This window comes from Streptomyces sp. NPDC000151 (genome assembly GCF_040301705.1).
GTDB lineage: Bacteria > Actinomycetota > Actinomycetes > Streptomycetales > Streptomycetaceae > Streptomyces.
Genome location: NZ_JBEPFC010000041.1, coordinates 1 through 23,526 on the forward strand (window position 1 = coordinate 1; position 23,526 = coordinate 23,526).

Annotated in this window: 17 protein-coding genes and 7 tRNA genes; 13 read left to right on the forward strand and 11 right to left on the reverse strand. The window is 70.3% G+C overall.

The features are described 5' to 3' along the window. From ABT381_RS14585 to ABT381_RS14595, 3 genes are all read left to right on the forward strand, one after another. On the forward strand, positions 1 to 1,445 hold a 1,445-nt coding region (locus ABT381_RS14585), incomplete at its 5' end, for a hypothetical protein (RefSeq protein WP_351593002.1). Positions 1,446 to 1,859: 414 nt separating this feature from the next. Continuing rightward, entirely contained in the window at positions 1,860 to 3,344 is a 1,485-nt protein-coding gene (locus ABT381_RS14590) for a N,N-dimethylformamidase beta subunit family domain-containing protein (protein WP_351593005.1), read from the forward strand. Between the two features lie 215 nt (positions 3,345 to 3,559). Further along, positions 3,560 to 4,474, forward strand: coding sequence for a phosphoribosylaminoimidazolesuccinocarboxamide synthase (locus ABT381_RS14595; protein WP_351593007.1), 915 nt, complete (start codon positions 3,560 to 3,562; stop codon positions 4,472 to 4,474). A gap of 57 nt (positions 4,475 to 4,531) precedes the next feature. Here the strand turns inward: ABT381_RS14595 and ABT381_RS14600 are convergent. Beyond that, positions 4,532 to 4,604, reverse strand: a tRNA-Gly gene (locus tag ABT381_RS14600). 87 nt (positions 4,605 to 4,691) lie between these two features. On the opposite strand from ABT381_RS14600, the gene ABT381_RS14605 reads away from it, so the two are divergent. After that, on the forward strand, positions 4,692 to 4,826 hold the full coding sequence (locus ABT381_RS14605; RefSeq protein WP_351593009.1) for a hypothetical protein: 135 nt from the start codon (positions 4,692 to 4,694) through the stop codon (positions 4,824 to 4,826). Here ABT381_RS14605 and ABT381_RS14610 read toward each other — a convergent pair. From ABT381_RS14610 to ABT381_RS14620, 3 genes are all read right to left on the reverse strand, one after another. Then, positions 4,826 to 4,898 (reverse strand) — tRNA-Gly (locus ABT381_RS14610). The two genes, ABT381_RS14605 and ABT381_RS14610, sit on opposite strands and share 1 nt — an antisense overlap. Positions 4,899 to 4,973: 75 nt before the next feature. After that, positions 4,974 to 5,045 (reverse strand) — tRNA-Gly (locus tag ABT381_RS14615). A gap of 118 nt (positions 5,046 to 5,163) precedes the next feature. After that, positions 5,164 to 5,484 (reverse strand): histone-like nucleoid-structuring protein Lsr2, encoded by a 321-nt coding sequence (locus ABT381_RS14620; RefSeq protein ID WP_351593012.1) that lies wholly within the window; start codon positions 5,482 to 5,484, stop codon positions 5,164 to 5,166. A gap of 300 nt (positions 5,485 to 5,784) precedes the next feature. Between ABT381_RS14620 and purS the strand changes: the two genes are divergently transcribed. From purS to purM, 6 genes are all read left to right on the forward strand, one after another. After that, positions 5,785 to 6,030: a phosphoribosylformylglycinamidine synthase subunit PurS gene (gene purS, locus ABT381_RS14625; RefSeq protein WP_351593015.1), complete on the forward strand. Its 246-nt coding sequence runs from the start codon at positions 5,785 to 5,787 to the stop codon at positions 6,028 to 6,030. Further along, positions 6,027 to 6,707: a phosphoribosylformylglycinamidine synthase subunit PurQ gene (gene purQ / locus ABT381_RS14630; protein ID WP_351593018.1), complete on the forward strand. Its 681-nt coding sequence runs from the start codon at positions 6,027 to 6,029 to the stop codon at positions 6,705 to 6,707. Before purS ends, purQ begins: the two co-directional genes overlap by 4 nt. Next, positions 6,704 to 8,953, forward strand: a complete 2,250-nt coding sequence (purL, locus tag ABT381_RS14635) for a phosphoribosylformylglycinamidine synthase subunit PurL (RefSeq protein ID WP_351593021.1) — start codon at positions 6,704 to 6,706, stop codon at positions 8,951 to 8,953. The genes purQ and purL overlap by 4 nt, the downstream gene beginning before the upstream one ends. A 105-nt stretch (positions 8,954 to 9,058) precedes the next feature. Then, positions 9,059 to 9,850 (forward strand): sterol carrier family protein, encoded by a 792-nt coding sequence (locus ABT381_RS14640; protein WP_351593024.1) that lies wholly within the window; start codon positions 9,059 to 9,061, stop codon positions 9,848 to 9,850. Positions 9,851 to 10,169: 319 nt separating this feature from the next. Beyond that, positions 10,170 to 11,726: an amidophosphoribosyltransferase gene (gene purF, locus ABT381_RS14645; RefSeq protein ID WP_351593027.1), complete on the forward strand. Its 1,557-nt coding sequence runs from the start codon at positions 10,170 to 10,172 to the stop codon at positions 11,724 to 11,726. A 33-nt stretch (positions 11,727 to 11,759) separates the two neighbouring features. Then, a complete protein-coding gene (gene purM, locus ABT381_RS14650) occupies positions 11,760 to 12,854 on the forward strand; it encodes a phosphoribosylformylglycinamidine cyclo-ligase (RefSeq protein WP_351593029.1) in 1,095 nt (364 codons plus the stop codon). A gap of 99 nt (positions 12,855 to 12,953) precedes the next feature. On the opposite strand, the gene ABT381_RS14655 is transcribed toward purM, so the two are convergent. After that, on the reverse strand, positions 12,954 to 13,211 hold the full coding sequence (locus ABT381_RS14655; protein ID WP_031050486.1) for a DUF3073 domain-containing protein: 258 nt from the start codon (positions 13,209 to 13,211) through the stop codon (positions 12,954 to 12,956). A 323-nt stretch (positions 13,212 to 13,534) separates the two neighbouring features. Then, positions 13,535 to 14,680: a Leu/Phe/Val dehydrogenase gene (locus ABT381_RS14660; protein ID WP_351593032.1), complete on the reverse strand. Its 1,146-nt coding sequence runs from the start codon at positions 14,678 to 14,680 to the stop codon at positions 13,535 to 13,537. 276 nt (positions 14,681 to 14,956) lie between these two features. Between ABT381_RS14660 and ABT381_RS14665 the strand changes: the two genes are divergently transcribed. Beyond that, a complete protein-coding gene (locus ABT381_RS14665; protein WP_351593035.1) occupies positions 14,957 to 15,793 on the forward strand; it encodes a DUF8083 family protein in 837 nt (278 codons plus the stop codon). A 626-nt stretch (positions 15,794 to 16,419) separates the two neighbouring features. Continuing rightward, positions 16,420 to 16,626, forward strand: a complete 207-nt coding sequence (gene bldC, locus ABT381_RS14670; protein WP_003949541.1) for a developmental transcriptional regulator BldC — start codon at positions 16,420 to 16,422, stop codon at positions 16,624 to 16,626. A gap of 989 nt (positions 16,627 to 17,615) precedes the next feature. Here the strand turns inward: bldC and ABT381_RS14675 are convergent. Together ABT381_RS14675 and hrpA are read right to left on the reverse strand one after the other, a co-directional pair. After that, positions 17,616 to 17,690 (reverse strand) — tRNA-Asp (locus ABT381_RS14675). A gap of 140 nt (positions 17,691 to 17,830) precedes the next feature. After that, positions 17,831 to 21,859, reverse strand: a complete 4,029-nt coding sequence (gene hrpA / locus ABT381_RS14680; RefSeq protein ID WP_351593038.1) for an ATP-dependent RNA helicase HrpA — start codon at positions 21,857 to 21,859, stop codon at positions 17,831 to 17,833. A 166-nt stretch (positions 21,860 to 22,025) separates the two neighbouring features. On the opposite strand from hrpA, the gene ABT381_RS14685 reads away from it, so the two are divergent. Beyond that, positions 22,026 to 23,153: an ABC transporter permease gene (locus ABT381_RS14685; RefSeq protein ID WP_351593041.1), complete on the forward strand. Its 1,128-nt coding sequence runs from the start codon at positions 22,026 to 22,028 to the stop codon at positions 23,151 to 23,153. 61 nt (positions 23,154 to 23,214) lie between these two features. Here the strand turns inward: ABT381_RS14685 and ABT381_RS14690 are convergent. The 3 genes from ABT381_RS14690 to ABT381_RS14700 form a co-directional block, all read right to left on the reverse strand. Next, positions 23,215 to 23,288: transfer RNA gene (locus tag ABT381_RS14690), tRNA-Phe, on the reverse strand. 23 nt (positions 23,289 to 23,311) lie between these two features. Further along, a tRNA-Asp gene (locus tag ABT381_RS14695) sits at positions 23,312 to 23,386 on the reverse strand. A 38-nt stretch (positions 23,387 to 23,424) separates the two neighbouring features. Next, positions 23,425 to 23,497, reverse strand: a tRNA-Glu gene (locus ABT381_RS14700). Positions 23,498 to 23,526: the final 29 nt, after the last annotated feature.

Below are 23,526 nucleotides of genomic sequence, written 5' to 3' on the forward strand. Positions count from 1 at the left end.
AGGCGTCCCGGCGCGCCGCGCCCGCGTCGCGCGGCGCCGCGGCGGGCCGGCAGGTGCCGGCGCCCGTCCTGGTCATCGGCTCCCCGTTCCTGTGGTGGATGCGGGTCGGCGAGCTGCGCGCCCTGCTGGCTCCCGTCGTCGCCGGTACGGGCCCCTCGGCGCACCCCGACATAGCGGCAGCGCGCCGCTTCGTCCGCGGCCTGGACGCCGCCGTGGCGGTCGCGGCGCGCGCCCGGGGGACGCTGCGCGGGATACCGCTGCGCTTCGTCGGCCGGGTGGCGCGGCTGCTGCTGCGCGGCTGCGGCGAGCACGCCGCACAGATGGAGCGCGGCGTCGCGGCCGCGGCCTCCGAGCGCGCGCAGGGCGTGGACTACGGCCTGCGGATCGTCGCGCAGGAGCAGGTGGGCCTGGCGTACGCGGGCTGGGACCGGCTGCTGACCCGCGTCGCGCTGCCCGCCTGGCGGATGGGCCGCTGGCCCGCCCGGCTGGACGCCGGCGTGGTCTCCGCGCTCACCGAGCTCTCCCGCCGCGACCGCCTCGCCGAGGGCTTCGCGTCCCGGCTGGGCGAGCGCCCGGCCTGTGACCTGCTGGAGGAGCCCGGCGCCATCGACCGCGCCGCCTCCCTGCTGGCCGCGCGGCTCTTCCACGGCGGCCCCGCCGAGAGCGGCCCCGACTGGTCGCCGGTCGCCTGGGACCGCTATCCGGAGGAGGTCGTCGACCGCAAGTGGCGGCTGGAGGCCGCCCGCCTGCACCGCGTACTGGACGACCTCCCCGCGCTCGCGCCCCCGGACAGTGCGTCCGAGGGCGACGGAGCGGCAGCGGCACAGCCCGTGCGGCCGAAGGAACCGTTGGCCGCGGCGGAACCCCTGAGCACGAGGGAGCCCCTGAGCGCGGGGGAATCGGTGGGTACGAGGGGACCGGTGCGCGTGCAGGAGTCCCCCAGGGCCGGTGCCGAGTCCGCCGTCGCCGGGCCCACGCTGACGCGGATCATCGAGCGGCTGGGGCGGGACTCCGGGGCGAGCGACCGGATCGCCGCGCGTCTGGTGACCGAGCTGGAGCGGGAGGAGCGGGCCACCGCCGACCGCCGGGCCGCCGCCCGCCCGGCCGGCCCTGATACCGCCGAGGCCACGGGCCCCGGTGTGCCGTGGGGCGACGGGCTGGTCGACGGCGGTGTACCGCTGTTCCCGCTGCAAGCGCCCCGCTCGGGCCGCGAGCTGCTCGCCGACCACGTCACGGCGATGGTGTGCTGCGCCGCCGTGGACACCGCGGGCGCCGCTCCGGGGCTGGACTGGCTGGACGGGCCCGCGCTGCTGGTCGGCGGGGCCCGCCGGACCGATGTCGGTCATCCGGTCCGCAGCCTGGTGGACGACGGCGACGCCGAGCCGCTCCGCGACTGGCTCGGCGAGCTGGGCGTACGCCCCGACAAGCCCGTGCGTCTCGTCTGACGACGGGGCGCCAAGGCCCCCGGCCGCCCCGGGGCACCGGCGCCCAAGGCCGTCGCATACCGGCCACCGCCCCACCCGCCGGGGGAGCCGGCCTGCGCGGTTCCGCGCCTCCGCACGCCGCCACGATGTGCGCAGCTCACCCCCTGTTCGTCTCCGCCGCATCGGACACCCGATCTGTCCGTTGACCCCGGCCGGGTGTTCTGCCCCAGTTCACCTTTCGGTCGTTTCCGCCCGTAAATTCACGACGAAGGGTGACGGCCCAAGTGCGTAATGTGATGTGCTGGGGGTACTCGCCGTTTCTCGTACGAACGAACTCGCGGACCAACAGCACAACAAAACAGCGACACAGCAGGGCAGAGGCCAGCAGGAACCCGACGGCGTACCGACCGGTGGGCGAGGGAGGGGAGTGGGAGCGTGGGCACACAGCAGATCCGGCGCTGGGAGTCCGGGGCGCTCGCGCATGCCGTGACGGACCCGTTCGGTCAGGGTCCGCTTCCTTGGCTGCGCGGCAGCGAGAACTACTTCGACTCCGGCCAGGTCGTCCCCTGGTACGTCGATCCGGTCCTCGCCCATGACGACGCGCCCATCCGGTTGCCGTTGCCCCGCTCCTGCGCGGGCCCGCGCACGGCCGACGACGTGCACCGCCAGATCAAGGGCTTCGCCGCGACCGGCGCGGTGGCCCCCGGCGAGGCCATCGACTTCCGGATCACCGTCGACCCGCCGCAGCCGTTCAGCATCGACGTCTACCGCATCGGCCATTACGCGGCGGCCGGCGCCTCCAAGATCACCACCAGCCCCCGGCTCTCCGGCATCGTCCAGCCGCCCCCGCTCACCGCCGACCGCACGGTCTCCTGCCACCACTGGTGGCTCTCCTGGCGGCTGCAGATCCCCGAGTACTGGAACGTCGGTGCGTACGTCGCCGTGCTGACCACCGAGGACGGCTACCGCAGCCACCTCCCCTTCACCGTCCGCGACGACCGCCCCGCCGACCTGCTCCTGCTGCTCCCGGACGTCACGTGGCAGGCGTACAACCTCTATCCCGAGGACGGCCGGACGGGCGCCAGCCTGTACCACGCCTGGGACGAGGAGGGCGCGCTGCTCGGCGAGGCGGACGCGGCCGTCACGGTCTCCTTCGACCGCCCGTTCGCGGGCGCGGGCCTGCCGCTGCACGTCGGCCACGCGTACGACTTCATCCGCTGGGCGGAACGGTACGGCTACGACCTCGCGTACGCCGACGCGCGGGACCTGCACGCGGGGCGGGTCGACCCGACGCGCTACCGCGGCCTGGTCTTCCCCGGCCACGACGAGTACTGGTCGGTCCCCATGCGCCGGACGGTCGAGCGGGCCCGCGACACCGGCACGTCCCTGGTCTTCCTCTCCGCCAACACCATGTACTGGCAGGTCGAGCTGTCTCCCTCGCCCTCGGGCCCGGACTCCCTGCTGACCTGCCGCAAGCGCCAGGGGCCGGGGCGCCCCGCGCTCTGGCGCGAGCTGGGCCACCCCGAGCAGCAGCTGATGGGCATTCAGTACGCGGGCCGGGTGCCCGAGCCCGCGCCGCTGGTGGTCCGCAACGGCGACCACTGGCTGTGGGAGGCCACCGGCGCGCACGAAGGGGACGAGCTCGCCGGGCTGGTGGCTGGGGAGGCCGACCGGTACTTCCCGCGCACGAGCCTGCCCGAGCACGTCAGCCGGGTGCTGCTGGCCCACTCCCCGTACCGCGACGGGGACGGCGTCCGGCGCCACCAGGAGACGTCCCTGTACCGGGCTCCCAGCGGTGCCCTGGTCTTCGCCTCCGGCACCTTCGCCTGGTCGCCGGCGCTGGACCGGCCCGGCCACATCGACGAGAGAATCCAGCGGGCCACCGCCAATCTTCTCGACCGCATCTGCAAACGCGACTGAGCGCCGGGGGCGCCACAGGCCGGGCGCGCCGCACACCGAGCGCCCGGCACCGACCGCGGAGACGACCCCGGCGACGACCGCAGAGACGGCGGACAGAAGCGGCGGAGGGCGTGCGGCGCCTGCCGTGCGCCGCGTCGGCCCACCCTGAAGCGCTGCCGGGCGCCCGCATGCGCGAGAATCGGAACGACTCCTGGATCAACCTACGCGGAGGCAGCGTGTCCGGATTCGTTGAAAAGCCCGAACCCGTGGAGGTGCCGGGCCTGGTCCATCTCCACACCGGCAAGGTGCGCGACCTCTACGAGAACACCGACGGCGACCTGATCATGGTCGCCAGCGACCGCACCTCCGCGTACGACTGGGTGCTGCCCACCGAGATCCCCGACAAGGGCCGGGTCCTCACCCAGCTCTCGCTGTGGTGGTTCGACCAGCTCGCCGACCTGGCGCCCAACCACGTGCTCTCCACCGAGGTCCCGGCCGGCGCCCCCGCCGACTGGGCGGGCCGCACCCTGGTCTGCAAGTCCCTCCAGATGGTCCCGGTCGAGTGCGTGGCCCGCGGCTACCTCACCGGCTCGGGCCTGAAGGAGTACGAGGAGACCCGCACGGTCTGCGGCCTCGCGCTCCCCGAGGGCCTGCAGGACGGCTCCGAGCTGCCCGCGCCGATCTTCACCCCGGCCACCAAGGCCGAGGTCGGCGAGCACGACGAGAACGTCTCGTACGAAGAGGTCGCCCGCCAGGCCGGCGCGGAGACCGCGGCACAGCTGCGCCAGGCGACCCTCGCGGTCTACAGCCGCGCCCGGGACATCGCCCGCGAGCGCGGGATCATCCTGGCGGACACCAAGTTCGAGTTCGGTTACGCGACGGACGAGAACGGCACGCGGACGCTGACCCTCGCCGACGAGGTGCTGACGCCGGACTCCTCGCGCTTCTGGCCGGCCGACCAGTGGCAGCCGGGCCGCGCCCAGCCGTCCTTCGACAAGCAGTTCGTCCGCGACTGGCTGACCTCGCCGGCCTCCGGCTGGGACCGCACGAGCGAGCAGCCGCCGCCCCCGCTGCCGGCGGAGATCGCCGAGCAGACCGCCGCGAAGTACATCGAGGCGTACGAGCGGCTCACCGGCCACAAGTGGTCCTGAGCGAGCCCGCACACGAGAAAGGCCCCGGTCGCGATGACCGGGGCCTTTCCCCTGCGGAGCGGACGACGAGGCTCGAACTCGCGACCTCAACCTTGGCAAGGTTGCGCTCTACCAACTGAGCTACGTCCGCCTGCCCGGCGCCGAAGCGCGCGGTGCGGGAACCACTATAGCCAACCGTGTGGGGTGCTCGTGCCGTCCGGCGGGCGGCGGGACGAATGTGGCCACGGCCACAGATCAATTTCCTCGCGGCTCGATGATCGCGTACTCGATGATCGTGTTCCCGCACTCGGTGATCGCGTCGGCGGAAAAGCAGAAGACCCCGGTCGCGATGACCGGGGTCTTCTTTCCCTGAGCGGACGACGAGGCTCGAACTCGCGACCTCAACCTTGGCAAGGTTGCGCTCTACCAACTGAGCTACGTCCGCATGCATCCGTCCGGCTTTCACCGGGCGGCGCGACAGCTACTCTACCTGATCCGGAGGACTGGTCGAGACCGTCAGAGCGGGTGACAGGGATTGCACACTGCGCCTCCCCCTTGGAAAGGGGGCGCTCTACTACTGAGCTACACCCGCGTGACTCCTCGGGGCCCGGCCTCTCGGCCTCGCCCCTCGGCGTGCTCCAGACTTTAGCTGATCAAGGGGGGTGCAGCGCAAGTCCGCTGCCGGCAGGGGCTTCCGGCCGGCAACGGACTCAGCTGTTGGCGGCCTCGAACGCCTCGTAGACCTTCTTCGGGATGCGGCCCCGCGGGGGCACGTCCATCTGGTGCGAGCGGGCCCAGGCCCGTACGGCGGCAGGGTCGGCCGCCACGGAGGTGTGCCGGTAGGCCTTGCCGGACTTCGCACGCTTGCGCCCGGCCTCGACGTACGGCGCGAGCACCTCGCGCAGTTTCTTCGCATTGGCGGGATTGACGTCGATCTCGTACGTCTTCCCGTCCAATCCGAAGGTGACCGTCTCTGCGGCTTCTCCGCCGTCGATGTCATCGGAGAGCGTGACTACTACGCGCTGCGCCACGGATATCGGTCCTTTCGCGTGACATCTCCGTGCTGACATGGGGAGATGCCACAGATCCGGATGGCTGGGATCAATGCTTTTTCATTTGTACAGCGATGAGCAATGCATTGTGAAGCCCAGTTAATTTCCTCAGCGTGTCCCCGCGCAATCGGGACTGCCGATCTTTTCGAGGATTTTTCCCGGGTGTTCACAACCGCCGATACCGGAACGTGATCGGCCGAGTACAGATCTATGCGCGTAGATTTTTCGGCAAGGTACTGTGAAGGAACCGCCTTACGCACCACACAACCGGGAGTGCCAGTGGCACGCGTCGTAGTCGACGTCATGCTCAAGCCCGAGATCCTCGACCCGCAGGGACAGGCGGTGCAGCGTGCACTGCCGCGTCTGGGTTTCGAGGGCATCTCCGACGTACGTCAGGGCAAGCGTTTCGAACTTGAGGTGGAGGGCCCGGTCGACGAGGCCGCCCTCGCCCGCATCCGCGAGATGGCCGAGACCTTCCTCGCCAACACCGTCATCGAAGACTTCGTCGTACGGGTCGACTCATGACAGCTCGCGTCGGAGTCATCACCTTCCCCGGCACGCTGGACGACCGCGACACCCAGCGCGCCGTCCGGCTCGCCGGGGCCGAGGCCGTGCCGCTGTGGCACAAGGACAAGGACCTCAAGCAGGTCGACGCCGTGGTGCTGCCCGGCGGCTTCTCCTACGGCGACTACCTGCGCGCCGGTGCCATCTCCCGCTTCTCGCCCGTCATGGACACGGTGATCGAGCAGGCCAAGGCGGGCATGCCCGTCCTCGGCATCTGCAACGGTTTCCAGGTCCTCACGGAGACGCACCTGCTGCCCGGTGCGATGCTGCGGAACAACCACCTCCACTTCATCTGCCGCGATCAGAAGCTGCGGGTGGAGAACGCCGACACGGCGTGGACGGCGGACTACACCGCCGGCCAGGAGATCAACGTGCCGCTGAAGAACATCGACGGCCGTTACGTCGCCGATGAGCACACCCTCGACGAGCTGGAGGCCGAGGGCCGCGTCGCCTTCCGGTATCTGGACGTCAACCCCAATGGCTCGCTGCGGGACATCGCCGGCATCACCAATGCGGCCGGCAATGTCGTCGGCCTCATGCCGCACCCCGAGCACGCCGTCGAGCCGCTGATCGGTACGGGGCGTACCGACGGCCTCGGATTCTTCACCTCGATCCTGAAGAAGTTGGTCAACGCATGACGCTGGACACGGTCAAGCACGCCGCCGGGACGCCCGACGTCGACCAGCCCTGGGCCGAACTGGGCCTGAAGCAGGAGGAGTACGAGCGGGTCCGCGAGATCCTCGGCCGCCGCCCGACCGGCGCCGAGCTCGCGATGTACTCCGTCATGTGGTCCGAGCACTGCTCCTACAAGAGCAGCAAGGTCCACCTGCGGCAGTTCGGCGAGAAGGCCCCGGAGACCGACGCGCTGCTCGTCGGCATCGGCGAGAACGCGGGCGTCGTGGACGTCGGCAACGGTTACGCGGTCACCTTCAAGGTCGAGTCGCACAACCACCCCTCGTACGTCGAGCCGTACCAGGGCGCCGCGACCGGCATCGGCGGCATCGTCCGCGACATCATCGCGATGGGCGCCCGCCCGGTCGCCGTCGTGGACCCGCTGCGCATGGGCGCCGCCGACCACCCCGACACCAAGCGCGTCCTCCCGGGCGTCGTCGCGGGCATCGGCGGCTACGGCAACTGCCTGGGCCTGCCCAACATCGGCGGCGAGGTCGTCTTCGACGCCTGCTACCAGGGCAACCCGCTGGTCAACGCCGGTGCCATCGGCGTCATGCGGCACGAGGACATCCACCTCGCCAAGGCGTCCGGCGCAGGCAACAAGGTCATCATGTACGGCGCCAGGACGGGCGGCGACGGCATCGGCGGCGCCTCCATCCTGGCCTCCGAGACCTTCGACGACTCGAAGCCTTCGAAGCGCCCCGCCGTCCAGGTCGGCGACCCCTTCCAGGAGAAGCTGCTCATCGAGTGCACCCTGGAGGCGTTCGCCGAGAAGCTCGTCGTCGGCATCCAGGACCTCGGCGCCGCCGGCATCTCCTGCGCCACCTCCGAGCTGGCCTCGAACGGCTCCGGCGGTATGCGCGTCGAGCTCGACGACGTGCCGCTGCGCGACTCCACGCTCTCGCCCGAGGAAATCCTCATGAGCGAGTCGCAGGAACGCATGTGCGCGGTGGTCGAGCCGGAGAAGGTCGACCGCTTCCTGGAGATCTGCGAGAAGTGGGACGTCACCGCCACCGTCATCGGTGAGGTCACCGACGGCGACCGGCTGGAGATCTTCTGGCACGGCGAGAAGATCGTCGACGTCGACCCGCGCACGGTGGCCCACGAGGGCCCGGTGTACGAGCGTCCGTACGCCCGCCCCGAGTGGCAGGACACCCTGCAGGCCGACGACGCCGCGAAGCTGGCCCGCCCGGCCAACGGCGACGAGCTGCGCGAGCAGGTCCTGAAGGTGGTCTCGTCGCCCAACCAGGCGTCCAAGTCCTGGATCACTTCCCAGTACGACCACTTCGTGCAGGGCAACACCGTGCTGGCCAGCCCGGAGGACTCCGGGATGATCCGCATCGACGCCGAGACCGGGCTGGGCGTGGCGCTGGCCACCGACGGCAACGGCCGCTTCGCGAAGCTGGACCCGTACCACGGTGCGCAGCTCGCGCTCGCCGAGTCGTACCGGAACGTGGCCGCGACCGGCGCCAAGCCGCTCGCCGTCTCGGACTGCCTGAACTTCGGTTCGCCCGAGGACCCGGCCGTCATGTGGCAGTTCGCCGAGGCCGTCCGCGGCCTCGCGGACGGCTGCCGGCAGCTCGGTACGCCGGTCACCGGCGGCAACGTCTCGCTGTACAACCAGACGGGCGAGGCCGCCATCCACCCGACGCCGGTCGTCGCCGTCCTCGGCGTGATCGACGACGTGGCCCGCCGTACGCCGGTCGCCTTCGCGGAAGAGGGCCAGCTCCTCTACCTGCTCGGTGACACCCGCGACGAGCTGAGCGGCTCGGCCTGGGCGGAGGTGATCCACGACCACCTGGGCGGCCTGCCGCCGGAGGTGGACCTGGAGCGCGAGCGGCTGCTCGCCGAGATCCTGATCTCGGCCTCCCGCGACGGCATGATCGACGCGGCGCACGACCTGTCCGACGGCGGACTGGTCCAGGCGCTCGTGGAGTCCTGCCTCAAGGGCGGCAAGGGCGCCCGCGTCGTCGTCCCCGACGGCGAGGACCCCTTCGTCACGCTGTTCTCCGAGTCCGCGGGCCGCGCGGTCGTCTCGGTGCCGCGCAGCGAGGAGCTCCGCTTCACCGACATGTGCGGTGCGCGCGGCCTCCCGGTGACCCGCATCGGCGTCGTCGACGGTGATGTCCTGGACGTTCAGGGCCAGTTCAGCATTCCGCTGAGCGAGCTGCGCACGGCGCACGAGGAGACCCTCCCGGGCATCTTCGCCTGATCGCTTTCCCTGTCACGGGCGGTGGCCCCGCCGGAGAAATCCGGTGGGGCCACCGCCCGTTGCCGTCCGCCGGGGCCACCGCCCGTTGCCATTAGGCTCGCGGTCATGCCACCGGCCAAGAAGCGTCCTCGTAAGTACGACTCCGCCAAGACCCGGGCCGCGGTGACGGCGCAGTTCGCGCACGTACGGGAGGCCGTACGGGGCTTCGGTCCCGAGGAGTTCGCGCGGCCGACGCGGCTGGGGGAGTGGACCGTACGGGAGCTCGTCGTGCACCTCTCCATGGCGCTGGAGCACGTCGCGGCAGGCCTGGAGCGGCCCGCGCCGGCGCGCCAGGAGACGACGCTCGCCCAGTGGCCGTTCGCCACCGCGCCGCACGCCGACAAGATCGACGCGTACGTGCGGGAGACGGCCGCCGAGCAGGACCCGGTCGCCCTGCTGGACCGCGCCGCCGAGCGGTACGCCACGCTGGTGGCCGGCGCCGCCGACGACCGGCTGCTGCCGGTCAGGACCGGGGCGATGCGGCTGGACGAGGTGCTGGTGACCCGCTGTGTCGAGCTGGTCGTGCACACCGACGACCTGGCCGCCGCGACCGGTACGGAGATCCCGTTCGACCGGCAGGCGCTGGCCGCCGCGACCCGGCTGCTCGCCGACGCGCTGGCGGAGAAGGCGCCGGGCGGCTCCGTGGAGGTACGCGTGCCGCCCTTCGCCGTCGTGCAGTGCGTGGCGGGGCCGCGGCACACCCGCGGCACCCCGCCGAACGTCGTGGAGACCGCCCCGCTGACCTGGCTGCGGCTGGCGACGGGCCGTACGGCCTGGGCCGACGCGGTGGCGGACGCGGCGGTCAGCGCGAGCGGCGAGCGGGCCGATCTGGGGGAGTACCTGCCGGTACTGTCCTGAGAGCCTTGTTTGCTGACGGGAAACTGTCGGGAAAGATGTGACGTGTGAGCCGCGGGGCTCGACTCCGAAATCCCGCTAAATGGGGACTCTTCTTTCGGTCGATCCGACAATGGCGGAGAAGTGACGCTTCTCACCCGATGTGAGGCACGGATAAGGATCCTCGTCCCGCCCGCTGCCGTGGCGCGCCCTGTACCAGGGGCTGCAGGCTCTGTGCGGCCCCGACCCGGGTGCCGACCGTGTGTTCACGTCAAGCACATCGTCCAGGTTCACGGCCATCCCCGGTTCGGATGAATCCCGTACCTGCCCTAGACTCATTGATGTGCGTGGTGACGGACGACTCAACCACGACCTGCTCCCTGGTGAGAAGGGTCCCCAGGACGCCTGCGGCGTCTTTGGTGTCTGGGCCCCGGGAGAAGAGGTCGCCAAACTCACTTATTTCGGGCTGTACGCGCTGCAGCACCGTGGGCAGGAGTCCGCGGGCATCGCAGTGAGCAACGGCTCACAGATCCTGGTCTTCAAGGACATGGGGCTCGTTTCCCAGGTCTTCGACGAGACCTCCCTGGGCTCTCTCCAGGGCCACATCGCCGTGGGCCATGCCCGCTACTCCACCACCGGTGCGTCCGTGTGGGAGAACGCCCAGCCGACCTTCCGTGCCACCGCGCACGGCTCGATCGCGCTGGGTCACAACGGCAATCTGGTGAACACCGCCGAGCTGGCCGAGCTGGTCGCCGAGCTGCCCCGCGAGGGCGGCCGGGCGACGCAGGTCGCGGCCACCAACGACACCGACCTGGTGACGGCGCTGCTGGCCGGCCAGGTCGACGAGGACGGCAAGCCGCTGACCGTCGAGGAGGCCGCGCCGCGCGTCCTCCCGAAGGTCAAGGGCGCCTTCTCGCTGTGCTTCATGGACGAGCACACCCTGTACGCGGCGCGTGATCCGCAGGGCATCCGCCCGCTGGTCCTCGGCCGCCTGGAGCGCGGCTGGGTGGTCGCCTCCGAGACCGCGGCGCTGGACATCTGCGGCGCCAGCTTCATCCGGGAGATCGAGCCCGGTGAGATGGTCGCCATCGACGAGGACGGCCTGCGCGCGACCCGCTTCGCCGAGGCCCGCCCCAAGGGCTGCGTCTTCGAGTACGTCTACCTCGCCCGTCCCGACACGGACATCGCGGGCCGGAACGTGTACCTCTCCCGCGTGGAGATGGGCCGCAAGCTGGCCGCCGAGGCGCCCGCCGAGGCCGACCTGGTCATAGCGACGCCCGAGTCCGGCACCCCGGCAGCGGTCGGCTATGCCGAGGCCAGCGGTATCCCGTTCGGCACCGGACTGGTCAAGAACTCCTACGTCGGCCGGACCTTCATCCAGCCCTCGCAGACCATCCGCCAGCTGGGCATCCGCCTGAAGCTCAACCCGCTCAAGGAAGTCATCCGCGGCAAGCGCCTGGTGGTCGTCGACGACTCGATCGTCCGCGGCAACACCCAGCGCGCGCTGGTACGGATGCTCCGCGAGGCCGGCGCCGCCGAGGTCCACGTGCGGATCTCCTCCCCGCCGATCAAGTGGCCGTGCTTCTTCGGCATCGACTTCGCCACCCGCGCCGAGCTGATCGCCAACGGTCTCTCGGTCGAGGAGATCGGCAAGTCCCTGGGCGCCGACTCGCTCGCGTACATCTCCACCGACGCCATGGTCGAGGCGACCACGATCGCCAAGCCCAACCTGTGCCGCGCCTGCTTCGACGGCGAGTACCCGATGGACCTCCCCGACCCGGAGCTGCTCGGCAAGCACCTGCTGGAGTCGGAGACCGAGGGCCGGACGTCGTCCGACGTGGACGGTGTGCAGACGCTCACCGCCGGGGTCGGCGGCGCCGACGCGCTGCGTCGCCCGTAGAACCCCTGCAAGACGACACGAAAGCTCTCAGCCATGTCTGCTGAATCTCCTCAGCGTGCGCCGCACGCGGGCACCGGTGCCAGCTACGCGAGCGCGGGCGTCGACATCGAAGCGGGCGACCGCGCCGTCGACCTCATGAAGAAGTGGGTCAAGAAGGCCACCCGGCCCGAGGTCGTCGGCGGGCTCGGCGGCTTCGCCGGCCTCTTCGACGCCTCCGCGCTCAAGCGGTACGAGCGCCCGCTGCTCGCCTCCGCGACCGACGGCGTGGGCACCAAGGTCGACATCGCCCGCAAGATGGGCGTGTACGACACGATTGGCCACGACCTGGTCGGCATGGTCGTGGACGACCTGGTCGTCTGCGGCGCCGAGCCGCTGTTCATGACCGACTACATCTGCGTCGGCAAGGTCTTCCCCGAGCGGGTGGCGTCGATCGTGAAGGGCATCGCCGAGGGCTGTGTGCTGGCCGGCTGCGCGCTGGTCGGCGGCGAGACCGCCGAGCACCCGGGCCTGCTCGGCGAGGACGACTTCGACGTCGCCGGGGCCGGTACGGGCGTGGTCGAGGCCGACCGCGTGCTGGGCGCGGATCGTATCCGTAAGGGTGACGTGGTGATCGCCATGGAGTCCTCCGGTCTTCACTCGAACGGGTACTCGCTCGTTCGCCACGTGCTCTTCGACCGCGCCGGCATGGCCCTGGACCAGGAGGTCGCCGAGTTCGGCCGCACCCTGGGCGAGGAGCTGCTGGAGCCCACCAAGATCTACTCGCTGGACTGCCTGGCGCTCACCCGCACCACCGACGTGCACGCCTTCTCGCACATCACCGGCGGCGGCCTCGCGGCCAACCTCGCGCGGGTGATCCCGGACGGCCTGCACGCCACGATCGACCGTTCCACCTGGACCCCCGGCGCGGTCTTCGACCTGGTCGGCACGGCCGGCTCGGTCGAGCGCCTGGAGCTGGAGAAGACCCTGAACATGGGCGTCGGCATGATGGCCGTCGTGCCCCAGGAATCGGTGGACGTGGCGCTCGCCACCCTCGCGGACCGCGGCATGGACGCCTGGGTCAGCGGTGAGATCGTCGAGCGCGGCGACCAGGCCGAGGCCGCGGCCCTGACCGGTGACTACGCCGGCTGACGCAGGCCCCGCACGGCAGCAGGGCAGCACAGAACCCGGTCCGGGCGATGCGCCGGACCGGGTCCGTGATGCTGCTGTTGCCTTGAACGCGCGGCGGCGTCAGGCGCGACGACGCTGGTCGGACGAGTCGCCCTCGTCCTCCTCATCGTCATCGTTGTTGTACAGGTCGGCGTACCGTGCGTACGGGTCGTCGTCCTCGTCATCCTCGAACGGCTCACCGTTCGGCGGCTGCTGTGCCGGCTGTTGCGGCGATGCACCCAGCTCTTCGGCCAGGCGTGAGAGATCAGTCCCACCGCTGTTGTACTTCAGCTGGCGGGCGACCTTCGTCTGCTTGGCCTTGGCCCGGCCGCGCCCCATGGCTCGACCCCCTCAACGACGGGGCTCGACGGCCCCAGAGTCTTGACACGCGTTCATGGTTCAGAGCGGACTCTCGACGGAGAGTCCGGCCCGTAGGGCTTTAACGGTACCTGCTTCCGCGGCCATACGGTACGTCGCCCGCACCACCGGCCGCCCGGCATGACCCGCGGGACGCCCCGTACCCGCTGGTCAGCTGCGATTTTAACGTGTCACGTCCGGCGACCCGCCGGTGGGTGGTGAGGGATGTCTCCTTCACCGCCCACCGAGCGTGTCACTGTAGGAACCCCACGGTCACCGGGTGCGGCCGCGGAGGGTGGCGGCGGTCAGGCGGAGCGTGCCTCCGCCATCCGGAGCTCGGCCAGCCGGTCCGCCGCCGCGGCCGGCGGAATGCCGTTTGTCTTCGCATTCGCGAATATTGAAAGCATTGTGTCGAAGATCTTTCCGGCCTTGGCCTTGCACCGGTCGAAGTCGAACCCGTGCAGCTCGTCCGCCACCTGGATGACACCGCCCGCATTGACCACATAGTCGGGCGCATAAAGGATTCCGCGGTCGGCGAGATCCTTCTCCACGCCCGGATGGGCGAGCTGGTTGTTGGCCGCGCCGCAGACCACCTTCGCGGTCAGGACCGGTACGGAGTGATCGTTGAGCGCGCCGCCCAGCGCGCACGGCGCGTACACGTCGAGGCCCTCCGTACGGATGAGCGCCTCGGTGTCGGCGACCGCGCGGACCCGCGGATGCGTGGCCAGAATCCGCTCCACCGATTCGGCCCGTACATCCGTGATGACCACCTCGGCCCCGTCTTCGAGCAGATGCTCGACGAGGTGGCGGCCGACCTTGCCGACGCCCGCGATGCCCACCTTCTTGTCGCGCAGGCTCGGGTCGCCCCACTGGTGCTGCGCGGCGGCGCGCATGCCCTGGAAGACGCCGTACGCGGTGAGGACGGAGGAGTCGCCGGCGCCGCCGTTCTCGGGCGAGCGGCCGGTGGTCCAGCGGTTCGTCCGGGCGACCACGTCCATGTCCGCGACGTACGTACCGACGTCGCAGGCCGTGACGTAACGGCCACCGAGGGAGGCCACGCAGCGGCCGTAGGCGAGCAGTAGTTCTTCGGTCTTGACCACATCGGGATCACCGATGATCACGGCCTTGCCGCCGCCGTGGTCCAGGCCCGCGAGCGCGTTCTTGTACGACATGCCGCGGGAGAGGTTCAGCGCGTCCAGCACGGCCTCCTCCTCGGAGGCGTACGCGTGGAAGCGGGTGCCGCCCAGGGCGGGGCCGAGCGCGGTGCTGTGGATCGCGATCACGGCCTTGAGGCCGCTGGCACGGTCCTGGCAGAGCACGACCTGCTCGTGGCCGCCCTGATCGGACCGGAACAGGGTGTGCAGGACACCGCCGTCGGCGTGGACTGCGGAGGCCCCCGGCACGGAGTGCTCGGGGGAGGGACGTACGTCGGTCACTGTGGTGACTCCCATAGTCGCGGTGGACGCCCTCGGGTCGTTCCCTCCCGCTTGTGGCAGGGAGAAGCGGGGGGAGGGCCGGTCGGGGGAAGCGTATGACCTTCGACGCCCGCTGATCGGCACAGTGCGGAGGATCACCCCCTAGTGGGGGACGGGCATGGGACGATTTGCGCATGCCGGGCCGCTCGACGGGGGCAATTCCCGGCGGTGTGCTGCCCCTTGGCAGACTCCTCTGCGGCGGACTTCCCTTGCGGTCCTCCGAAGAGGGACCGACAGAAGAATGGAGCGGGCGTGGCCTTGGCGTCGTCGGTGATGGTCCCGTATGCGGCGTATCTACGGGTCTACGAACCGCTGGCAGCGTTCCCCGAGCCGGAGCGCTCCCACTGGGCGCGGTACGCCAAGCGGGACGCCACGCCCACCGCCCAGGACGAGCTGCGGCGCTCGCTGGCCGATCTGCTGGCGACCCCGCCCGTCGCGGTCCCCGTGCACGAGAGTGGTGACGCCTTCATCGCCGTCGTGGACGGCGTGACGTGCGTGTGCCCCTGGCGGACGCGGCTGCGGGGCTGGCAGGCGCTGGAGGAGCTGCCCGAGCGGCTGCCGGCGCCGGTGCTGGACGCCGCGCTGCCTCCGGTCGTCCGCCGGCAGGCCGCCGCCGACTATGAGCGGTGGCTTGAAATGAACCCTGACGCGCGCCCCTGGATCCGCACGGCGACCTGGCACGTACCGGTGCGCTGGTTCGTGCTCTTCAACGACGCGGAGCGGGAGTACACGAAGGGTGACCAAGGGCTCGTACTGCGTTACCGCACGCCGATGGTCGAGGCCAGGCGTCGGGTCGCGCGCGGCCTGCGCACGCTGCGGGACGCCCTCGAGGAGGGCCCGCTCATCGACGGCCTGGTAGATGTGGGGCGCTGGCTGGAGGAATTCCACCCGCGCGCCCTCGTCGAGCTGGACTACGGGGGGCTGGTGCACGCCGTCCCCGAGGGGCAGCTCGCCGAGGACCGTTCCGCCGCGGAGGTGGCGGAGGGGCTCACGGCGCTGCGCGAGGGGGACGGGGAGCGCGCCGGCGCGGCGTACGAGAAGCTGTCGGACCGCTGGCGTGCGGTCCGGGAGCGGCAGTACGCGAGCTGACCGCGGGCTTGGGTGATCATCTTCGGAGGCACGTGTCGCCATGACGCGCGCCTCCGTTGTGCGCCCCCGGCGGGCGTACCGGCGCGTGCCTACGGGTGGTGGGCTGCAGGCGATCCCTGTGCGGTGGTTGAGGGTTTTCTGTGCGGTGCTGTGTGATCACGGTGCGGTGGTTCGGATGTAGGGGACGTAGGTCCCGATCCGGTCTTTTCGCACAACAGTGACCTAAAGCACTGACTTCGGGCCTTGCCACCAACTACCACCCTCGTGCCAAAATAGGACAAGGAGCCTGACTGGGGCTCCTTCCGTCCAACTAAGGGCGGATAGATCGGTATTGCACTCCTTGGTGGGACTGGTGACGCCTGATCACGATGTGACTGATCGTCACAGGGGCGTGACTGTCCGCTATGGCACGGTCCATCGGCTTCCGCCGAGGTTGAACACCTGAGAGGGCAATTCCATCGGTTTGGCCGACGCGGCTGGACAGATGGTGTAGTTGTAGTGCCGAGGACAAGCCGTTCGTCCTATAACCGACTCGGCCCGCGTCCGCCATTTCGGGCAACGCGGGTCAAGGTGCAGAATTTAGAGGAAAGAACCGTGATGGTTCGGTTCTCCCGAGGAGGCCGCTCATGACCGCTCGCACCCCTGACGCCGAGCCGCTGCTGACCCCTGCCGAGGTTGCCACGATGTTCCGTGTCGACCCCAAGACGGTGACCCGTTGGGCCAAGGCAGGCAAGCTCACGTCCATCCGGACTCTCGGTGGACATCGGCGCTACCGCGAGGCTGAGGTCCGCGCACTGCTGGCGGGCATCCCCCAGCAGCGCAGCGAGGCCTGAAAACACGCATGACCGGGCATTTCCGGGTCCCCCAACCCGCGGTATGCCCATAGAGCACCACAAAGCTCCATATGACGAGGCGCCTGCCCCAACAGGCGCCGCACCTGCGGCACAGAGGTACGTCATCGATCGCGCTGGACTCCGCCGGGTCCAGCGCGATCTTTTTTGTGCGCTCATGTGCCCTTGGGCCGCTCGTCCGCCCCCGCCGGCCGGGCGTGTCGCGGACGCCGCTCCCGCAGGCCGGAGCGTCGCTCGTGGTCACCGCCCACGGGGGCTCCGGAACCCGGGCCCCCGTACTCGCCGGTACGGCCGGAAGGCCACCGGGTGGGCGGTGCAATTGCACATATTAAATTGACTGCCTGTAGGCAGGGCGTAAGTTCCCCTGATCCCAAAACTCGTGCGGTGACACCCGTCACAGCCGCCAGTGGTTGTCCCATTGGCGGCCGCTGCGGTAGTGCACAGCGGTCATCCCGCTCCTCAACAGCCTCTCACCGCACGGGCGATGAGGGAGGCGTCATTGGTCACCTCGGCAGCGGACTTTCGTCCTCACTGCGGATCGCGGGCGCGGAAATGAGGACGCGGGGGGCCGGTCTCGGCGCCGATGGACGCGAAGAGGCCGTCACGCGCCGCGTACGGGCCGCGGAGGCGTCCCCGAGTGCCGAAGAGCGGCCAGTGCGTGGAGCGGCCGCTGGCGGCCCCGCAGAGACGATCTTGGTCGCCGGGCCGCGCGGAACGGTGGGCCGGTCCCGTGTCTCCCCCTTGCCGCCATCGCCCGCACCTCCGCAGCCCGCCCCTGCTTCGTGGGTACCGGCGGTGGGAGGCGCAGTCAAGGAGCCGGATCGGGCGTGCGCCACGAGACGGGACGGGAACCGGCCGCCGGCGGCGGGGGCCGGAAACGGTCGCCGAGTACGGCCGAGTACGAGCGCCGACTGCGAGCCGAGTACGACGAAAGGGCCCGCATCCGGATCGGATGCGGGCCCTTTCTGCTGCGGTCCTGACGGGATTTGAACCCGCGGCCTCCACCTTGACAGGGTGGCGAGCACTCCAAACTGCTCCACAGGACCTTGCTGCTTCCTCCGCTTGCGCGGTGGCTGCGAAGCAAGACTCTACAGCAGGTCAGGGGGTGAGTCGAACTCGCTGCCGGGGGAGGCCCTGGCCGGCGCCCGGCGGTGACCCGGCGCACACCGGAACGGGCCCCGGCCGCCTACGGAGCGGCCGCGTCCACCGCCTTCACGATCCGCTTGTCGGAGATCGGATACGCGGTGCCCAGCGCGTGCGCGAAGTAGCTCACCCGCAGCTCCTCGATCATCCAGCGGATCTCCAGCGCCTGCTGCGGCACCGGCCGCCCCGCCGGGAACTGCTCCAGCAGCCAGGCGAATTCGTCCTGCATCTCCTTGACCTTCGCCATCCGGGAGCGGTCCCGCTCGGCGCTGGTGGGCATCTGCTGGAGCCGGCGGTCGGCGGCGACCAGATACCGCATCAGGTCCGGCAGCCGCTTGGCGCCGTGCTCGGTGACGAAGCCCGGCTTGATGAGCCGTGCCAGCTGCTCCCTGACGTCCGCGACCGAGGCCAGCAGCACCGGCGAGGTGGTGTCTTTCAGCCGCCGCTCGCACGCCTGCCAGGCCGCCAGTACCTCGCGGACCTGCTGCACGGTCTTCATCGTGGCGTCGACCAGGTCGGCCCGCACTGCGTCGAAGAGCTTCTTGAACCCCTCCTCGTCCCAGGCCGGGCCGCCGTGCGCGGCGATCAGCCGGTCCGCCGCGGCGGTCACGCAGTCGTCGAAGAGCGACTGAATCGAGCCATGCGGATTACGGGAGAGCGCCAGCTTCTGCTGGTTCGTGAGCTTGCTCTGCGCGAACTTGGCCGGATTGGAGGTGATGTTGAGCAGGACGAGGCGGCGGGTGCCGGCCCACATCGCGCTCCGCTGCTCCGCCTCGGTGTCGAAGAGCCGTACGGCCACCGAGGTGCCCTCGTCGACCAGCGCCGGGTACGCCTTCAGGGGCTGGCCGGCGCGCCGCGTCTCGAAGGTGTGCGGCAGCGTGCCGATCGTCCAGGAGGTCAGGCCCGTGCGCTGCTCCGGCCCCGCCGGGCCCGCGTCCGCGCCGGCCTTGCCGGGCTGCCCGCCCTGCTTCTGCGCGGCCTGCTCGAACGCCTTGGAGATCGCCGCCCGGGTCTTGGGCTTGAGCTTCAGCTGCAGCGCTTCGAGGTCCTTGGCCTCGGCGAGCTTGCGCCGCCGCTCGTCCACCACTCGGAAGGTGATCTTCAAGTGGTCCGGCACCTTGGACCAGTCAAAATCGGCCGCCTCGACGGGCACGCCCACCATCCGCTGCAGCCCGGCCGCCAGCGAGGCGGTCAGCGGGCCCTGCAGAGGCACGGTCGCGTCCAGGAAGCGGGCCGCGAAGTTCGGGGCCGGCACGTAGTTGCGCCGGATCGGCTTGGGCAGCGACCGGATCAGCTCGGTGACCACCTGCTCGCGCAGGCCCGGGATCTGCCAGTCGAAGCCGTCGGCGGACACCTGGTTGAGCACCTGGAGCGGGATGTGGACGGTCACGCCGTCCGCGTCGGCGCCCGGCTCGAATTGGTACGTGACCCTGAACTTCAGCTTCCCCTGCCGCCAGGAGTCCGGGTAGTCGTCCTTGGTGACGGCCTCGGCGGTCTCGTTGATGAGCATCGACTGCTCGAAGTTGAGCAGTTCCGGCTCGTCCTGGCGCTTCTTCTTCCACCAGGAGTCGAAGTGCGCCCCGGATACGACGTGTTCGGGGATGCGCTGGTCGTAGAAGTCGAAGAGCGTCTCGTCGTCCACGAGGATGTCGCGGCGCCGGGCCCGGTGCTCCAGCTCCTCGACCTCGCCCAGCAGCTTGCGGTTGTCGTGGAAGAACTGGTGGTGGGTCCGCCAGTCGCCCTCGACCAGGGCGTTGCGGATGAACAGGTCGCGCGAGATCTCCGGATCGATCCGGCCGTAGTTGACCTTGCGCTGGGCCACGATCGGTACGCCGTAGAGCGTGACCCGCTCGTACGCCATCACCGCGGCCATCTTCTGTTCCCAGTGCGGCTCGCTGTACGTCCGCTTCACCAGGTGCTGGGCGAGCGGCTCGACCCACTCCGGCTCGATCTTCGCGTTCACCCGCGCCCACAGGCGGGACGTTTCGACCAGCTCCGCCGACATGATCCAGCGCGGTGGCTTCTTGAAGAGCGCCGAGCCGGGGAAGACCGCGAACTTGGCGCTGCGGGCGCCCAGGTACTCGTTCTTGGCGTCAGTGTCCTTGAGCCCGATATGCGAGAGCAAACCGGCGAGCAGGGACGTGTGGATGTGATCAGGCGCCGCGTCCTGCTCGCTGAGATGGATGCCCATCGTCTTGGCGACCGTGCGCAGCTGCGTATAGATGTCCTGCCACTCGCGTATCCGCAGGTAGTTCAGGAATTCATTGCGGCACATGCGGCGGAACGCCGAGGAGGACAGCGCCTTCTGCTGCTCCCTGACGTACCGCCAGAGATTCAGGTACGCCAGGAAGTCGCTGGTCTCGTCCTTGAAGCGGGCGTGCTGCTGGTCGGCCTGCTGCTGCTTGTCGGCGGGCCGCTCGCGCGGGTCCTGGATGGACAGGCCCGCGGCGATGACCATGACTTCGCGTACGCAGCCGTTGCTGTCGGCCTCCAGGACCATCCGCGCGAGCCGCGGGTCCACCGGCAGCTGGGAGAGCTTCCGGCCCATCGGGGTGAGCCGTTTCTTCGGGTCCTTCTGCTTCGGGTCGACCGCGCCGAGCTCCTCCAGGAGCTGCACGCCGTCCTTGATGTTGCGGCGGTCCGGCGGGTCGATGAAAGGAAACTTCTCGATGTCGCCGAGGCCGGCCGCGGTCATCTGCAGGATGACCGACGCCAGGTTCGTCCGCAGGATCTCCGCGTCCGTGAACTCCGGCCGGGACTCGAAGTCCTCCTCCGAGTACAGCCGGACGCAGATGCCGTCGCTGAGCCGGCCGCAGCGGCCCTTGCGCTGATTGGCGCTGGCCTGCGAGATCGGCTCGATCGGCAGCCGCTGCACCTTCGTGCGGTAGCTGTACCGCGAGATGCGCGCCACGCCCGTGTCGATGACGTACCGGATGCCCGGGACCGTCAGCGAGGTCTCCGCGACGTTCGTCGCGAGCACGATGCGGCGGCCGGAGTGACGCTGGAAGACGCGGTGCTGCTCGGCGTGCGAGAGGCGCGCGTACAGCGGCAGTACCTCGGTGTTCTGCGCCACCGCGCCGCCCCTGTTCAGGCGTTTGGTCAGCGCGTCCGCCGTGTCCCGGATCTCCCGCTCGCCGGAGAGGAAGACCAGGATGTCGCCGGGGCCCTCGGCCTGCAGCTCGTCCGCGGCCTCGCAGATCGCGGTGATCTGGTCCCGGTCGGCGTCGTCGCCGCCCTCCTCCAGCAGCGGGCGGTACCGCACCTCCACCGGATACGTGCGCCCGCTGACCTCGACGATCGGCGCGTCCCCGAAGTGCCGCGAGAACCGCTCCGGGTCGATCGTGGCCGACGTGATGACGACCTTCAGGTCCGGCCGCTTCGGCAGCAGCTGCGCCAGATAGCCGAGCAGGAAGTCGATGTTGAGGCTGCGCTCGTGCGCCTCGTCGATGATGATCGTGTCGTACTGGCGCAGCTCGCGGTCCGTCTGGATCTCGGCGAGCAGGATGCCGTCCGTCATCAGCTTCACGAGCGTGTCGCCGCCGACCTGGTCGGTGAAGCGGACCTTCCAGCCGACCGCCTCGCCCAGCGGGGTCCTCAGCTCCTCGGCGACCCGCTCCGCGACCGTACGGGCGGCGATCCGGCGCGGCTGGGTGTGCCCGATCAGGCCCTTCACGCCACGGCCCAGCTCCAGGCAGATCTTCGGAATCTGGGTGGTCTTGCCGGAGCCGGTCTCACCCGCGACGATCACGACCTGGTGGTCACGTATCGCCTCCAGGATGTCGTTCTTCTTCTGGCTGACCGGCAGCTGCTCGGGATACGTGATCTCCGGAACGGCGGCCCGGCGCTGCTCGACGCGCAGCCGGGCTTCGTCGACGCCCTCGGCGATCTCGGCCAGCACGGCGGCCCGGGCCTCGGGCTTGCGGATCCTGCGCGCGCCGTCGAGCCGGCGGCCGAGCCGCTGCTGGTCGCGCAGCATCAGCTCGGGGAGCTGCGCTCCCAGGGCGGACAGGGTGGGCGAAGTGCCCTGGGGCGTGGCGCCCTGGGCCGCGGCGGAGGCAGGCTGACTGGACATACGCGATCCAGGATCTCACCTCGCCGAAACGACTGGCGAACGAATTGCGGCCGGGAGGGGCCGGAGGCGGTCGGGTACGGCCGGATCTGCACCTTCTGCGGCCGCTCGGCGGGAGCCCAGCGGTGGCCGAGGAGAATGTCTCCGATGAGTGTTTTAGCGTGTTTCCATGTCCGATGATCACGACGCCGCGCACGCCGATCGTGCCGACCCCGCCGGCCCCGCCGGTCGTGCCGACCCCGACGCGCCCGTCGCACACGGCGCGCACGCCCGGCAGCGGACCGCGGCCGAGAAGTGGAAGGCCTTCAAGAAGTCGCCGTTCCTGCCCGCGACCGTCCTGATCTTCATCCTGGCGGCCGCCGCGGGCCTCTTCGCCGGCTCGTACACCTTCTCCATGGCCGACCCGACCCCGCACCGCGTCCCCACGGCCCTGGTCGGCCCCCCGGACGACGCGCACGGCAAGAAGTTCGTCCAGGGCATGGAGCAGGCCCTGAACGCCTCGCTGCGGCTGCACGAGTACCGGACGTACGCGCAGGCCCGCGAGGCCGTCGACGAGCAGAAGGTCTTCTCGATCATCAGCGTGGACGGGTCCGGCGTGCGGATGGACCTCTCCAGCGCCACCGGCGCCTCGGTGGCCCAGCTCCTCCAGCAGGCCGCGCCGCAGGTGGGCAAGAAGACCGGCGTCCCCGTCACGATCAAGGACATCAAGCCGGTGCAGCCGGGCGACCCACGCGGCCTGGCGCTCTTCTACATCTCGCTCGCCGCGGTGATCGTCGGCTTCGTCGGCGCCATCCAGCTGAGCGTGCACGCCCGCGCGCTCAATCCGGCCGAGCGGATCGCCTTCACCGCGGCGTACAGCCTGCTCGGCGCGTTCACCATCGCCGCGGTGGTCGACTGGCTGCTCGGGGCGCTGCGGCTGCCCTTCGTACAGTCCTGGCTGATCCTGGCGTTCACGATGTTCACGTCCGGCATGGTCTTCACGATGTTCAACACCCTGATCGGGCGCTGGGCGATGGTGCCGACCTGGGGCCTGATGGTGCTGCTGGGCAATCCCTCGTCCGGCGGCGCGGTCTCCTGGCCCCTGCTGCCGTCCGTACTGGGCCACATCGGCCAGTGGCTGCCCCCGGGCGCCTCGGTCAACGCCCAGCACACGGCCGTCTACTTCCCCGGCCACCAGCACCTCTTCCCGTACCTGGTGCTGGTCGGCTGGTCCCTGCTCTCCTGCACGGTCTTCTGGCTCTGGCGCCACCACCACCCGGGCGGCCGCCCCACGGGCCCCGCACACGCGGCCACGTAGCCGGGCCCGGAGAAGAAACAGAAAAACCCCGGAAAGCGAACTTTCCGGGGTTCTCGCGGAGTGGCTGGGGCCGGGGTCGAACCGGCGACCTTCCGCTTTTCAGGCGGACGCTCGTACCAACTGAGCTACCCAGCCACGCAGCCTCAGAAAGGCTGCAGCGGTCCTGACGGGATTTGAACCCGCGGCCTCCACCTTGACAGGGTGGCGAGCACTCCAAACTGCTCCACAGGACCAAGCTTGTGCGAGCACTAGTCTCGCACATGGTGTTGCGTGCCCCCAACGGGATTCGAACCCGTGCTACCGCCTTGAAAGGGCGGCGTCCTGGGCCACTAGACGATGAGGGCTGATGGCCCACCTGGGCGCTTTGTCGGCG